This is a genomic window from Halococcus sp. PRR34 (assembly GCF_028617175.1).
GTDB classification, from domain to species: Archaea; Halobacteriota; Halobacteria; order Halobacteriales; family Halococcaceae; genus Halococcus; species Halococcus salifodinae.
Genome location: NZ_JAQJDA010000004.1, coordinates 226,783 through 239,629, shown reverse-complemented (window position 1 = coordinate 239,629; position 12,847 = coordinate 226,783). Strand labels below are relative to the sequence as shown.

Below are 12,847 nucleotides of genomic sequence, written 5' to 3'. Positions count from 1 at the left end.
GAGTTCGGAACACCCGCAGGACACACACTCGCCACAGTCAGGCGCTGACAGACGGAATTACGCCGGCGCGTCGGGGCGGTGTTGTCGGCTGACCTGCTTCCACTTGTCGGTGGCGAAGCGGTAGTAGTTGAGCACCGCGGGCACCGTCGTCTCGGCGAGGAAGGCGAGATACAGCCCGTAGAGCCCGAGCGAGGTCGTCGCGCCGAGGTAGGCGAAGGGGATGGCGACGCCGAAGATGCCGAGCGCCTGGCTGTAGAACGGCCACCCGGTGTCCCCGCTCGCGTCGAGCGGGCCGGCAGCGGCCCCCGAAACGCCCTGAAGCACGATCGCGACGCAGGCCGCCGAGACCAGCGACACCGCGACCGAGATCACGGTCTCGGAGCCGCCACCGGCGAAAGTGGCGACGATGGGCTCGGCGAACACGAAGACGATCACGGCCGAGACGATGTAAACCGCGACCGCGAACCGAACGATCTCGCGGCCGTACGCTTCTGCGGTCTCCTCGTGGCCGCTGCCGAGCGCCTGGCCAACGAGGCTAGAGGAGGCGAGGCCGAAGCCCCAGCCGGGCGTGTTCATCAGCCCCCAGATCCGGCGCGCGATCACGTACGCCGCCACGACCTGTGGGCCGAACAGCGCGACGATCGCGAGCATCGGGAACTCCGCGACCGTCCAGACGAGGTTCCGGCCGATCACGGGCGTCCCGATGTCGACGACCTCGCGGACGTCGCCGAGGTAGCTTCCTCGCGGGTCGATCTGCACTGTGAGCTCGCCGAGACCGGGCAGTCGTCCCGCGACGAGTCCGACCGCGAAGATTCCCGTCACGATCGCGTTCGAGAACACGGTGCCGAGCGCTGCGCCAGCGACGCCGAGGTCGAGACCGAAGATCAGGATCGCGTTGATGACGGCGTTCGCGACCGCGCCGCCGGAGCGGAGCACCATCGGCGTTCTGGCGTCGTCGACGCCGAGGAACACCCGGCTGCCGATGAGATTGAGCGCCGCAAAGGGGATGCCGAACGCGACGATCCGGAGGTAGGTCGCGCCGAGCGCGACCGCCTCGGCGTCGTTGCTCAGGAGAGCGACGAGATCGGCCCCGAAAAGCCAGAAGATCGCGATGAGCGGCAGCGTGAGCGCGACCACGACGGCGGCGCTCGATCGCACGGCCTGGTCGATCGCACCGAGGCGCTTGGCCCCGTAGCGCTGGGAGACCAGCGCGATCGTCCCGGCGGCGACCCCGCCGCCGGCGGCGAACGCGAGCCCCCAGAAGGGACTCGCGAAGCCCACGCCAGCGATGCCAACGGAGCCGACCGCGACGCCGACCATCGCGATGTCGACCGCGTTCTTCGACATCCGCGCGATACCAGTGAGAATACGCGGCCACGCGAGATCGGTCGTCCGGCGTGCCCGCTCCGCTTCGATGAGATCGGCACGCACGAGGGCGAGTCCGATATACAGTACGACTACTCTGATTGGGTTTGGAAGACGGACCACTACGAACAAGGGCTCTACTGGATGGGGGGATATAGGGCTTCCTTTCTTCTGTTTCGCTGATCTATTTATCGTTACATAGCCGAGAATGTTTCTGATTCGTGCTAGCATTCACCACAATATTGCGTCGGTCACGTAACTGCCGAATATCGCGTCAGAAGAGGATTTCACAGCAATGTACTGCAATCACGCTGCGGGCGGACAGTCAGCAGGAAGCTCGCCCGACGAGACGAACGTGAGGAGTTCTGGGTGGCTCGCTATACTGGGTCGTTGTGGATTCCGAAGTGGGCGAGCAAGAGGAGACTCACGAGAAGCCAAGAACCGACGACAACCCCAGTGACAACCCTCGGGACGACCGCACCGGCGACAGCAGACACCACGACAGCTGCGAGCCCGAGAACCGTGAGCCACCGATAAAATCGCACGAAGTTCTGCTTCGTTAGATACCGATCCTCGGAAGCAGTCTCTTCGGTAGCCATTGTGTGCTCATAGTGAGAGGCCGAACCATCATTCTTTGGCTGGTCTGATGGCCGCGTCCAGGGTTCCCTCCTCCATACTGCCATCCGCGACCTGCCTCACGACACCAGCGATACGTTCGCTCCGAATATTCCACTCGTTGGATCGCCTCACGAGAGCGTGAGAACGGTTCGACGACACACTCACCGAACGGATCGCGACTGCCTGGCTCGATGAACGAGAGCACACCGGAAAAATCCGATGACGCGATAGCCTGCCACAATCGCTGCCGTCGTTACTTGGTCGGTTCGACGGTGAGCGGCTCGTCGATCGAGGCGTGCTGGAGGACGACGCGATGGCGGGTGTGGCGCGCGTGGGTTTCGGCCCACCGCCGTGCGGGGCGTTCGGAGAGGAACGCCTCGTGGTCCGGACAGCGACGGCACTCCGCGAGCCACGGGGTAACGTCGTCGGGGAAGTGACCCGTGTGCTGGCGGTGATCGAGCGCGAACTGTTCGAGCGCCCCGTTGCCGGCGTGGAGTTCGTCGAGTTCGTAGGCGAGATCCCACTCGCGATCGCACCGGCTGCACGCGATCGTGGGCGTGTCGTCGATTTTCTCCCTAGCGTTGTCGATATCGCGTCGATCGGCCATGGACCGATCTACTGGCGTGACGGGCTTCGTTCCTCCGGTCCGGCCTGCCCCGTCTCGGGGAACTACGCAGGGCTCGGCGTCTGAACGTGCGAGATGTACCCCGTGAGATCGCTCGTCGTCACCATGCCGATGACGCCCTCGGGGTCGCTCACGACGGGCACGTGGTGGAACCCGTGTTCGATCATCGCGTCCGCGATGTCGCGAATCGAGTCCTGGGGCGTGGCCGTCACGACGTCGGTGGTCATGTATCGCTCCACCGTGGTCTCGGCCTTCGGGTGGCTCTCGGCGACGATCCCGACGTAGTCGGTGGTGGTGACGATCCCCAGGAGTTGGTTGTCCTCGTCGACCACGAGAACCGAGCCGATCTCGTTGTCGAGCATCGTCCCCGCCACCTCCTCGACGAGTGTCTCCGGACTGACGGTGTACAGATCAGTCGTCATGAGCTGGCCCGCGAAAATATCGTCCATAGCTATGGATGAACCCATCCATCCATAAGTATTTACCATTACTGTCTTGACCGGATATTTGCCGGATCAGAGGGAGGACGCGAGCGTACGATGATTTCCATTGCCTCCGCCAAGGCTGTCAGACGCCACGGGATAGCGGGACGATCCGATTCTCGGAACCAACAGTCGGCCTGACGACAGTGAAACAGGACGAAGTCAGTCGTCCGCCGCTCTCGCGGTCACGCTCTGCGGCGGCCCCCCGGCCAGCCGCTCGCGGTCGTGTTCCGCGCCGAAGTCGTGATTCGGCCCGACCGCGACGATCCGTTTCGGATTCAGATCCGTGTGGGTCTCGTAGTAGTGCTCGGTGATGTGATCCATGTTCACCGTTGCGGCCACCCCAGGCAGCTGGTAGAGCTCCTTCAGGTAGTTCCAGAGGTTCGGGTACTCCGCGATCTTCCGGACGTTACACTTGAAATGCGTATGATACACGTCGTCGAACCGGATCAGCGTGGTGAACAGACAGATGTCGGCCTCGGTGAGCACGTCGCCACAGAGATAGCGCTGATCGGCGAGCACGTCCTCCCAGTGATCGAGCGCGTCGAACAGTTCGGCGACCGCGTTCTCGTAGGCGTCCTGGGTGCCCGCGAAGCCCGCGCGGTAGACGCCGTTGTTGATCGGCTCGTAGACCGCATCGATGGTCTCGTCGATCTCGTCCCTGTGGCCGTCGGGGTAGAGCGTCGCGTCGTTCGCGAACTCCCCGAAGGCGGTGTCGAGCATCCGCATGATCTCCGCGGACTCGTTGTTGACGATCGTGTCCTGCTCTGTGTCCCAGAGGACGGGCACCGTCACGCGGCCAGTGACCTCGGGATCGGCTGCGACGTACGCCTCCCGGAGGTAGTCGAACCCGTTCACCATGTCGGGGGTCGCGCCCTCGCGCTCGGGCGTGAACTGCCAGCCGTCCTCGGCGCGGTAGGGGTCGACGATATCGACCGAAATGACGTCCTCCAGTCCACGCAGCGCGCGCGTGACGAGCGTCCGGTGGGCCCACGGGCAGGCCAGCGAGACGTAGAGATGGTAGCGCCCCGCCTCGGCAGGGAACTCGGCGTCCGGGTCCGGTTCGATCCAGTCACGGAAGCTCGTCTCCTGTCTGTCGAACTCGCCGTCGTCGTTCGTGGACTCGTAGGCGTCCGTCACCCATTCGCCGTCGATGAGTTGATTCACGGCCACAGTACGGTCTCGGGACCCAAAGCCCCGTCGGCGATGCAGACGGCACACGCCGGCTTCGAAGGCTTTATTCGCGCCGTCGGCCTCCCGTCGGTAAGATCATGTCCGAGAAACCTGCCTCGATGTATCGGGAGATCTCGAAGCCTCCCTACACCCGGAAGGAGTACATCACCGGAATCCCCGGCTCGAAGATCGCACAGCACAAGATGGGCGACGTTCGGGCCGATCCCGACGACTACCCCGTCCAGATCAGCCTCTCGGTCGAGGAGGAGCTCCAGCTCCGCCACGGCGCGATGGAGTCCTCGCGGCTGTCGGCCAACCGCCACCTCCTGAAGAACCTCGGCGAGGGCAACTACAAGATGATCCTCCGGAAGTTCCCCCACCACGTTCTCCGAGAGAACAAGCAGGCGACGGGCGCGGGCGCGGACCGTGTTTCCGATGGGATGCGCCAGGCGTTCGGCAAGCCCGTTGGCACCGCCGCGCGCGTCGGCGCGGGCGAGCGGATCTTCACCATCTGGTGTGACGTCGACCAGGCCGACGTCGCGAAGGAAGCACTCCGGCGTGCGTACAACAAGATCGGCTCGCCGTGTGACGTCACCGTCGAGCGCGGCGAGGAACTCCTCGTCGTCTGACGGCAGCCCTCGAACCGTCCCGCTTCTCGAACGCTTTTCCTTCCGGCCGCCGTCGATTCGCCATGCTGACCCTCGCGGTCGCCACACGAGAGGAGACCTTCGAGCGGATGGGCGATCCGTTAGCCGATCGTGGGATCGACGCCCGGCACGTCCAGTGTGAGGAACGGACGACGCACCTCACCGATCCACCGAGCGAGTTCGACGGGTTCGACGTCGGATTCGTCCATCCCTCGCGGATCATGGAGGGCGGGGTCGCCGACGCGCTGCTCGACGTGCCGTGGGTCAACGACCGCGAGGCGATCCTGACCTCCCGAAACAAGGCCGACGTCATCGCGCGGCTGGCTCGCGCTGGCGTTCCAGTGCCCGACACGGTGCTGGTCTCGAACCCGGTCGACGACGACGAACTGGAGGACGTTTTCGAGCGGTTCGAGCCACCCGTCGTGGTGAAACCGAACTCCACGACGCGCGGGACAGGGGTCGTGAAGGTCGGTGATCTCGATTCCTTCCTCGGGGTCGCGGATTACCTCGCGCTGGTCCACGACTACCAGGCAACCGGCGATCGGTCCTTCCTCGTCCAAGAGTACGTCCCGGACGCGAAGGACTACCGCGCGATGTGCATCGACGGCGAGTACGTCGGCGCGGTCGAGCGGCGGCTGCCCGATCCGGCCCGGAGCGTAGGGCGGTGGAAGCACAACGTCCATCGCGGAGCTGAGGCTGAAGGGGTCGATCTCGACGACGATCTCCGCGATCTCGCCGAGCGCACTGCCGACGAACTGGGGATTCCGTGGCTCGGCGTCGATCTGCTCGTGACTGACGACCGCACGGTGGTCTCCGAAACCAACGCGAGGCCGACGATCGACGATAAGACGAAGTACGAACCCGGATTCTACGACGATCTCGCGGCGCTCATCGAGGATCAGGTGTGACCGGCGATGCGGCGGCTGTGGCGGTGCGGGCCTGGCGTCTCGACGAGCGGAGCGAGTCGAGGCTCAGGAGAGCCTGCTCTCCTGGCGGATGAAGGGCGAGATCGCGAACGAAGTGAGTGATCGAGGGCTTCAGCGGTGCTGTGCAGTTGCGGGGGCGGAAAGTGCCGGCAATCCCACCGCGAGCAAACGAAGTGAGCGAGCGGGAGTTTTTGGTCCAGATTTTTGCGAGGGGTTGAGCGAGCCGAAGGCGAGTGAGGCCCCGAAGTAAAAAGGTGGGGCTTTAGAGATCGATGTCCGCGGAGGCGTCGGTCCGGTCGAAGACGACTTCGAGGATGCCGTTGTTGTAGGTCGCGTTCGCGGAGCGTTCGTCGACGCGGACGGGCAGGCGGACACGCTCGGTGGTCTCGCGGCGGTCGCCGGTGGCGTCGATCGTGAGCCGTTGGCCGTCGCAGGTGAGATCGATCGACTCCTTGTCGACGCCGGGGAGATCCGCGACGACGCGCACGCGATCCTCGTCTTCGTAGACGCTGACGTGGGGATCGCTGCCGCCAACGGTGTCGGTCTGGATGTTCACGTCGCCGCCGACCATGTCGTTCATCATCCGCTCGATCTCGTCGAAGATATCCCCGAAAGGATCGTGGTCGTCACGGTCGTCCCGTCTCATGGACGTCGGTAGGTCAGGACGGGACAAAAGGGTTCGCGTCAGAACCCCATGTCGAGTGCGTCGTCGGTGGTGGCGACGCTTTCGGCGGCGTCGGCGGAGCCCGTGACCGCGCGGATCGCGTCGACGTTCTCGGGCACGACGTCGGATTCCTGATGGATGGCCTGGAACAGGTAGAGATCGTCTCCGGCGGCTCCGCCGCCTCCGTTTCGGTGCGTCTTCGACGCACCGCTGTCCTCTACGGTGATGGACTCGCCCCAGATGCAGTTCTCCCAGAGGTCGCCCCGCGGCCGGCCGGCGTCGAGCGCGAACTCCTTCAGTGCGCCCGCGCCGTCGATATCGAAGCGTTCGGGGATCACGAACAGCCGGGATTCGTCACGGAGGAGGTCACGGACCGCGTCGGCGGTCGCGTCGGATTCGAGCGTGACGTTGATCGAGTGGGTGTGCATCAGCGTCGCCGGCACCTTGAGACCGAGGGTATCGATCGCGAGGTCGGGGAAGATCGTCTTGACGTCGGGACCGTGGTGGGAGGGCAGGGTTCGCGGGTTCGGCAGGATGTCGTTGATCGGGCCGCGTCCGCTCTGGGCGGGATCGCCGCCGCGCCGGACGAGCGTCGCGCGGACCTTCTCGATGCCGTACTCCTCTTCGATCGGTGCGACCAGGCGCGAGAGGCCGGTGGTGTTACACGAGACCACGCGGACGTGGTCGGCCCCGGCGGCGTCGGCGAAGTTCGCGCGCGCGTTGAAGCTCGTGTCCACGAGCTCGGCGTCCTCGCCGCCCTGATAGAGCGCGGGCGTGTCGTACTCCTCGTAGAGGGACTTGTTCTCCGCGCCGATTCCCGACGGTGTGGCGTCGACCATCACGTCCGCCGTCTCGATCAGCTCCTCGACCATTCCGGCGAGATCGATCCCCGCCTCCCCGAACTGATCGGCGCGCTCCTCGACAGCGGCGTAGAGCGGAAAGTCCTTCGCGACCGCACGCTCGGCCTCGAAGTTCGGACGGGTTTTCGCCACGCCGGCGACTTCCATATCCGGCTGGGCGCGGACCGCGTCCGCGACGCGCTTGCCGATGGTACCGTAGCCGTTGACCCCGACTCGAAGCATGATCGGCCCTGCACGGGCGAGCGGAATAATCGTTTCGAGGTGGGCCGAAAGCCTAACGCGGTCGGGTCCCCACCGTCGAGCATGAGCCAGGAACGGGAACGTGGGGAGGGCGAGGGGGCGCTCTCGACCGCGGCCGAAACTGCGGTCAACCAGTGTCTCGCGCTCAGGCCGAACGAGTCGTGTGTGGTAGTGACCGACGACAAACGTCGCGCGATCGGGGAGGCGCTGTACGACGCCGCACGCGACCTGACCGAGGACTGCGTGATCGCGTGCTACTCGCCGGGCGAACAGCACGGGACCGAACCGCCAGCCCCCGTCGCGGCCGCCATGCGGGGGACCGATGTCGTGCTCTGTCCGACGACGAAGAGCTTGAGTCACACGCGGGCGCGCTCGCGTGCGAACGAGGTCGGCGCACGAGTCGCCACCCTTCCCGGGATCACCGAGGACGTGTTCCGAACGGGACTCGACACCGACTACCGCGAGATCGAGCAGTGCTGTGAGGAGATCCACGACGCGGTCACCGACGCGAGTGAGATCCGCGTGACGTCGCCGGCTGGCACCGACATCACGTTCGAACCAGGTGATCGCGAGTGGCTCGAAGACACCGGGATCGTCCACGAGCCCGGCGCGATGTCGAACCTTCCCGCCGGAGAAGTGTTCGTCAGCCCCGAAACCGCCAATGGAACGTACGTCGTCGACGGCACGATGATGCCCCACGGGCTGCTCGACCGCGAGCTGGAGTTCGAGGTCGAGGACGGCTCCGTGACCGAGGTGTCCGACGACGCGATCCGCGACCAGATCGAAAGCGCGGCCGAGGAGGTCGGCGAGGACGCGTACAACCTCGCCGAGCTCGGCATCGGGACCAACCTCGCGGTCACGGAGCTCGTGGGATCGGTCCTGCTCGACGAGAAGGCTGCCGGCACTGTCCACATCGCCATCGGCGACGATCACGGCATCGGCGGCGACGTTGAAGCGCCGCTCCACCTCGACGGGATCCTCCGCGAACCGACCGTTTATGCTGATGGGGAGGTCGTAGACCTCCCGACGATCGAACAGTAACACCGTGAGATGGTGCGGAAGTGGAACTTCCGCGATAGTGCGAGCGGCGAAGCCGCGAGCAGGGCGACGAAGTGACGCTGCCGACGGTCGAAGGCTGACGGTTGCCGGTAGCTGAGGGTTCTTTGTCGTCGCCGCCCCGACTCACCGAGCATGGAGGCAGCTGTCTTTCGCGATCCCGGCGACGTTCGTATCGAAACCACTCCCGACCCCGAAATCGAGGCGTCGACGGACGCCGTCGTCCGCATCACCCACACGGCGATCTGTGGATCCGACCTCTGGTTCTACCGGGGCCAACAAGATCTCCCCGAGGGGTCGCCCATCGGCCACGAACCGATGGGGGTCGTCGAGGAAGTGGGATCGGACGTCCGCCACGTCGAGCCGGGCGATCGGGTGCTCGCGCCGTTCTCGATCTCCTGTGGCGAGTGTGAGTTCTGCCGGAAAGGGCTCTACACGTCCTGCGTCCACGACCTGTCGTGGGGCGAAGACGGCGGGGGTGCACAGGGCGAAAAAGTCCGCGCGCCGTTCGCCGACGGAACGCTCGTCCGGGTTCCCGACCGATACGCGAACGACGAGGACGTGCTCGAAGCCCTCCTCCCGCTGACGGACGTGATGGGGACGGGTCACCACGCCGCGGTCAGTGCGGGCGTCGGCGCTGGCGACACTGCCGTGGTCGTCGGCGATGGCGCGGTCGGGCTCTGTGGCGTGCTCGCCGCACAGCGTCTCGGGGCGGAGCGGATCGTCGCGATGGGCCATCACGAGGATCGCCTCGACATCGCGCGTGAGTTCGGGGCGACCGACGTGATCTCGGCCCGCGGCGAGGAAGCGATCGAGGAAGCACGCGAACTCACGGCGGGCGGCGCAAACCACGTTCTCGAATGCGTCGGCGCGGAGTCCTCGATGGAGACCGCTGCCGCGGTCGCCCGTCCAGGCGGCACGATCGGCTACGTCGGCGTTCCCCTCGGTGTCGAGAGCACCGGCTTCCTCGGCACGATGTTCGGGAAGAACGTCTCGCTCCAGGGTGGCGTCGCGCCCGTTCGTGCGTATGTCGACGAGCTGATGGCCGACGTTCTCCAGGGAACGCTCGATCCGTCGCCGATCTTCACGGAAACCGTCGATCTCGACGGCGTCCCCGAGGGGTATCGGATGATGGACGAGCGGGAGGCGGTGAAAGTCATGGTGAAGCTCGACTGACTGGATAGGGCGGACGAGCCCCACGGAGCGCCGTCCCGAACGAACGCTTTTGATGAATCGGAGTGAAATCGAGTGCCATGGACACCAGCAAACAGTGCTACGAGATCGAGGCGACGGGCCGCCAGCGTGGCGTCTACGACGACATCAAGCGGACCTTTCGCGCACCGATCGTCAACTGGATCTTCCGAACGACGATGGCGAACGCCCCGCGCTTTCTCGAGTACGCGTGGGGACAGCTGAAGCCGCTGTTCGACACCCGGGCGTTCGCCCGGTACTCGGTCGCGTACCGCGATACAGTCCTCTCGGAACTCGAAGAGGCAATCGGGATCCCGACCTACCGACGCTCGGTGGTCGACGTCTCCCCGGCGGAGTACGACACGCTCCGAGGCCAACTGGCCACCTTCGACGTCGTCGCGCCCCGGCTCGTGTTCCTCTTCGAAACGATGGATCGGGCGCTCCACGACGGAGCCGTCGGCACCGACCCGGCGGCGACGCGCGCGGCAACGGCCCCGTTTCCCGCGTGGCTCGACACCGACCGTGGCCGCTCGCCGACGATGATCGCCCCCGGCGCGGTTCCCGACGGTCTCGACGAAACCGTCTCGTCGATCCAGTCGTTTCACGGTCTCGGCGACGACCTACCGAGCATCTACCGCTGTCTCGCCCAGTGGCCGAGCGTTCTCGACGCCGCGTGGAACGATCTCGAACCGTTCTTCGAGTCCGACGGGTTCGATCGAGCGCGCGAGAACACGGCGGAGCTGACGACGACGCTCGTCGAGTCGACACCCTACACGCCCCGTCTCGCGCCCGAAGACCTGCGAGGCGCGGGGTTCGACGACGAAACGATCGAGGACGTACGAACGCTGTTCCGGGAGTTCAACACCGGGGCCGTCGAGACCGTCCTGCCGACGTTGCCGATCTACGCAGCGACGGTCGACGCGGAAGGGGTTCGCGACCCGCTCTGAGTGGGGACTGTCGGCCGAACGACCACGAGAATGCTGGTTCCGATCGGCGGGACGTGACCGTTTTGTGCCCGTCCCCCCACGTCCCTCCGATGGAGAAAGTCGATATCGACGATGTCGATCCCGTCATCCAGCCCGCAGCGATCATGCGGCCGCTGACCGAAGCGCTCGGCACGACCGATCTCGCGATCAACTACTACGAGCTCGAACCGGGCGACAGCTTCGCCTACGGCTACCACGTTCACGAGATCCAAGAGGAGGTGTTCTACGTGCTCTCCGGCACGGCGACGTTCGAGACGAAAACGGGATCGGTTTCGGTCGCGGCGGGCGAGGTCGTTCGATTTCCGCCCGGGGAGTACCAGCGTGGCGTCAACGAGGGCGACGAGCGGGTCACCGCGCTCGCGCTCGGCGCCCCCCTCGAATACGGCGAGCAGACCGTGCTGCGCGAGTGTCCGACCTGTGGCGAGCGCACCCCGAACCGGATCACGTCGGCAGACGAGGGCGACGCTCGTCTCACTCTCTGCGAGGAGTGTGGAACCGAAACTGGCCGGTGGACGCTGTGAGTGCCGCTCGACCCCGACCGCCGCCGAACCGGGCCCGACGACCGGCCCGCCACACCGGACGCTTTTACACACTCACGAAGTAGCGGTAGACATGAGCGAAGCTACAGAGCGCGTTGCGGTCGCCTGTCCGTCGTGTTCGCCCGCGGAGCCGGTCGTCCACGAAGTGCTGAAACCGGGCGGCCAGACCACGGTGCGGTGTACCGAGTGCAGCCACACCCACAAGACCAAAATCGAGGAACCAGAGACCGTCGACTGTGACGTGATCGTCTCCCAGGACGGCGAGTCCTTTTCGACGGCGACCGACGTTCCCGCGGGCGAGTCGCTCGCCGAGGGCGAGGAGTTCGTCCTCGACACGCCCGAAGCCCTTCTCACAGTCAGGATCACCAGCCTCGAAGTCGGTGACGACCAGCGCCCCGAGAGCGCCGCTGCCGAGAACATCGACACGATCTGGACTCGCGTCGTCGGGAACGTCGGCGTGGACGTCACGCTCAACCCACAGGACGGCCGCGACGAGTCCCGAAGCATCGAACTCCAAGTGCCGGGCGATTACGAGTTCACCGTCGGCGAGCGCGAGGACCTCGCCGACGAGAGCTTCACGGTGAAGGGGATCCACCTCCGAGCGGACGCGACGGGCTACGGCTTCGCCCGACTCGACCACGACGAGGACATGGCGTTCGCGAAGGACATCGATCGGCTCTACGCCGACGACGAGTCCTCGGGCGCGTGGTCGGTCTGGTGAGATGACCGACCGGGCGGCCCAGCGAGAGCGGCTGGTCGACCGGCTCGATCGACAGGGCCGGATCGAACGCGACGTGACACGGGAAGCCCTCCGCCGCGTGCCGCGCCACGAATTCGTTCCCGAGTCCCACCAAGAGAGCGCCTACGCCGACCGCCCGCTCCCGATCGGCGAGGATCAGACCATCAGCGCACCCCACATGGTCGCGATGATGACCGACCTGCTCGGACTCGACCCCGGTGATCACGTGCTCGAAATCGGCACTGGCTGTGGCTACCACGCCGCGGTCACCGCCGCGGCGGTCGGGGCCAGAACCGACGACACCGAGGCCGGGGGCGACGCCGGCGAGGTTTACAGCGTCGAGTTCCACGAACCGCTCGGCGCGGACGCCCGCGAGCGCCTCGACAGGTTGGGATACGCCGTCCACGTGCGGGTCGGCGACGGCCACGAGGGCTGGCCCGCGGGCGCGCCCTACGACGCCGCCTACCTCACCTGCGCCGCGGCCGACTTCCCAGAGCGTGTCGTCGAGCAGGTCAAACCCGGTGGGCAGATCGTCGCTCCGATCGGCCGGGGGCGACAGACGCTCGTGCGCGCGACCAAGCAGGCCGACGGCGGGCTCGATCGTGAGCGCCACGGTGGCGTGCGGTTCGTCCCGATGCAGTCGGAGTGAGTGCTCGCGGAAGTGAGGTGTGGCGTCGGCCCGGCGTCGACAGTCCGATCGTCAGTCGTTTCTCGTGGTCGGTGTGCGTAGCGGCAC

At 66.0% G+C, this 12,847-nt stretch carries 14 protein-coding genes; 8 read left to right on the top strand and 6 right to left on the bottom strand.

Features of this window, described 5'->3' with window-relative positions; all coding sequences use genetic code 11:
- Nucleotides 1-57 precede the first annotated feature (57 nt).
- The 4 genes from PHA81_RS07640 to PHA81_RS07625 all read right to left on the bottom strand — a co-directional run bounded on the left by PHA81_RS07640 (nucleotide 58) and on the right by PHA81_RS07625 (nucleotide 4,257).
- On the bottom strand, nucleotides 58-1,431 hold the full coding sequence (locus PHA81_RS07640; protein ID WP_005045332.1) for an MATE family efflux transporter: 1,374 nt from the start codon (nucleotides 1,429-1,431) through the stop codon (nucleotides 58-60).
- A gap of 805 nt (nucleotides 1,432-2,236) precedes the next feature.
- The gene (locus PHA81_RS07635) at nucleotides 2,237-2,590 is read right to left on the bottom strand and encodes a hypothetical protein (RefSeq protein ID WP_005045328.1); all 354 of its coding nucleotides are present in this window, start codon (nucleotides 2,588-2,590) and stop codon (nucleotides 2,237-2,239) included.
- 62 nt (nucleotides 2,591-2,652) lie between these two features.
- The gene (locus PHA81_RS07630) at nucleotides 2,653-3,057 is read right to left on the bottom strand and encodes a CBS domain-containing protein (protein WP_005045325.1); all 405 of its coding nucleotides are present in this window, start codon (nucleotides 3,055-3,057) and stop codon (nucleotides 2,653-2,655) included.
- A gap of 195 nt (nucleotides 3,058-3,252) precedes the next feature.
- Nucleotides 3,253-4,257: a glutathione S-transferase family protein gene (locus PHA81_RS07625; RefSeq protein WP_049910341.1), complete on the bottom strand. Its 1,005-nt coding sequence runs from the start codon at nucleotides 4,255-4,257 to the stop codon at nucleotides 3,253-3,255.
- Between the two features lie 104 nt (nucleotides 4,258-4,361).
- Between PHA81_RS07625 and PHA81_RS07620 the strand changes: the two genes are divergently transcribed.
- Nucleotides 4,362-4,892: a 50S ribosomal protein L16 gene (locus PHA81_RS07620; protein ID WP_005045320.1), complete on the top strand. Its 531-nt coding sequence runs from the start codon at nucleotides 4,362-4,364 to the stop codon at nucleotides 4,890-4,892.
- A 62-nt stretch (nucleotides 4,893-4,954) separates the two neighbouring features.
- Nucleotides 4,955-5,818, top strand: a complete 864-nt coding sequence (locus PHA81_RS07615; protein ID WP_005045318.1) for a RimK family alpha-L-glutamate ligase — start codon at nucleotides 4,955-4,957, stop codon at nucleotides 5,816-5,818.
- 280 nt (nucleotides 5,819-6,098) lie between these two features.
- On the opposite strand, the gene PHA81_RS07610 is transcribed toward PHA81_RS07615, so the two are convergent.
- A complete protein-coding gene (locus tag PHA81_RS07610) occupies nucleotides 6,099-6,482 on the bottom strand; it encodes an Hsp20/alpha crystallin family protein (RefSeq protein ID WP_005045316.1) in 384 nt (127 codons plus the stop codon).
- Nucleotides 6,483-6,520: 38 nt separating this feature from the next.
- On the bottom strand, nucleotides 6,521-7,582 hold the full coding sequence (locus PHA81_RS07605; RefSeq protein WP_005045314.1) for a type II glyceraldehyde-3-phosphate dehydrogenase: 1,062 nt from the start codon (nucleotides 7,580-7,582) through the stop codon (nucleotides 6,521-6,523).
- Nucleotides 7,583-7,663: 81 nt separating this feature from the next.
- Between PHA81_RS07605 and PHA81_RS07600 the strand changes: the two genes are divergently transcribed.
- The 6 genes from PHA81_RS07600 (at nucleotide 7,664) to PHA81_RS07575 (ending at nucleotide 12,760) form a co-directional block, all read left to right on the top strand.
- Nucleotides 7,664-8,641, top strand: coding sequence for an aminopeptidase (locus tag PHA81_RS07600; RefSeq protein ID WP_005045312.1), 978 nt, complete (start codon nucleotides 7,664-7,666; stop codon nucleotides 8,639-8,641).
- A 150-nt stretch (nucleotides 8,642-8,791) separates the two neighbouring features.
- Entirely contained in the window at nucleotides 8,792-9,832 is a 1,041-nt protein-coding gene (locus PHA81_RS07595; RefSeq protein ID WP_005045310.1) for a zinc-dependent alcohol dehydrogenase family protein, read from the top strand.
- Nucleotides 9,833-9,909: 77 nt separating this feature from the next.
- Nucleotides 9,910-10,794, top strand: a complete 885-nt coding sequence (locus PHA81_RS07590; RefSeq protein WP_005045308.1) for a halocarboxylic acid dehydrogenase DehI family protein — start codon at nucleotides 9,910-9,912, stop codon at nucleotides 10,792-10,794.
- 89 nt (nucleotides 10,795-10,883) lie between these two features.
- Complete coding sequence (locus PHA81_RS07585; RefSeq protein WP_005045306.1) at nucleotides 10,884-11,354, top strand: cupin domain-containing protein; 471 nt, start codon at nucleotides 10,884-10,886, stop codon at nucleotides 11,352-11,354.
- A 91-nt stretch (nucleotides 11,355-11,445) separates the two neighbouring features.
- A complete protein-coding gene (locus tag PHA81_RS07580) occupies nucleotides 11,446-12,093 on the top strand; it encodes an HVO_0476 family zinc finger protein (RefSeq protein ID WP_005045304.1) in 648 nt (215 codons plus the stop codon).
- Nucleotide 12,094: 1 nt separating this feature from the next.
- Nucleotides 12,095-12,760 carry a protein-L-isoaspartate(D-aspartate) O-methyltransferase gene (locus tag PHA81_RS07575; protein ID WP_005045301.1) on the top strand — a complete coding sequence of 222 codons (666 nt, stop codon included), beginning with the start codon at nucleotides 12,095-12,097 and terminating at the stop codon, nucleotides 12,758-12,760.
- Nucleotides 12,761-12,847: the final 87 nt, after the last annotated feature.

Bases quoted from the DNA above. Each gene is read 5' to 3' on its own strand.
- PHA81_RS07635 (WP_005045328.1), bottom strand. From the start codon at position 2,590: ATGGCCGATCGACGCGATATCGACAACGCTAGGGAGAAAATCGACGAC.
- PHA81_RS07630 (WP_005045325.1), bottom strand. From the start codon at position 3,057: ATGGACGATATTTTCGCGGGCCAGCTCATGACGACTGATCTGTACACC.
- PHA81_RS07620 (WP_005045320.1), top strand. From the start codon at position 4,362: ATGTCCGAGAAACCTGCCTCGATGTATCGGGAGATCTCGAAGCCTCCC.
- PHA81_RS07615 (WP_005045318.1), top strand. From the start codon at position 4,955: ATGCTGACCCTCGCGGTCGCCACACGAGAGGAGACCTTCGAGCGGATG.
- PHA81_RS07610 (WP_005045316.1), bottom strand. From the start codon at position 6,482: ATGAGACGGGACGACCGTGACGACCACGATCCTTTCGGGGATATCTTC.
- PHA81_RS07605 (WP_005045314.1), bottom strand. From the start codon at position 7,582: ATGCTTCGAGTCGGGGTCAACGGCTACGGTACCATCGGCAAGCGCGTC.
- PHA81_RS07600 (WP_005045312.1), top strand. From the start codon at position 7,664: ATGAGCCAGGAACGGGAACGTGGGGAGGGCGAGGGGGCGCTCTCGACC.
- PHA81_RS07595 (WP_005045310.1), top strand. From the start codon at position 8,792: ATGGAGGCAGCTGTCTTTCGCGATCCCGGCGACGTTCGTATCGAAACC.
- PHA81_RS07590 (WP_005045308.1), top strand. From the start codon at position 9,910: ATGGACACCAGCAAACAGTGCTACGAGATCGAGGCGACGGGCCGCCAG.
- PHA81_RS07585 (WP_005045306.1), top strand. From the start codon at position 10,884: ATGGAGAAAGTCGATATCGACGATGTCGATCCCGTCATCCAGCCCGCA.
- PHA81_RS07580 (WP_005045304.1), top strand. From the start codon at position 11,446: ATGAGCGAAGCTACAGAGCGCGTTGCGGTCGCCTGTCCGTCGTGTTCG.
- PHA81_RS07575 (WP_005045301.1), top strand. From the start codon at position 12,095: ATGACCGACCGGGCGGCCCAGCGAGAGCGGCTGGTCGACCGGCTCGAT.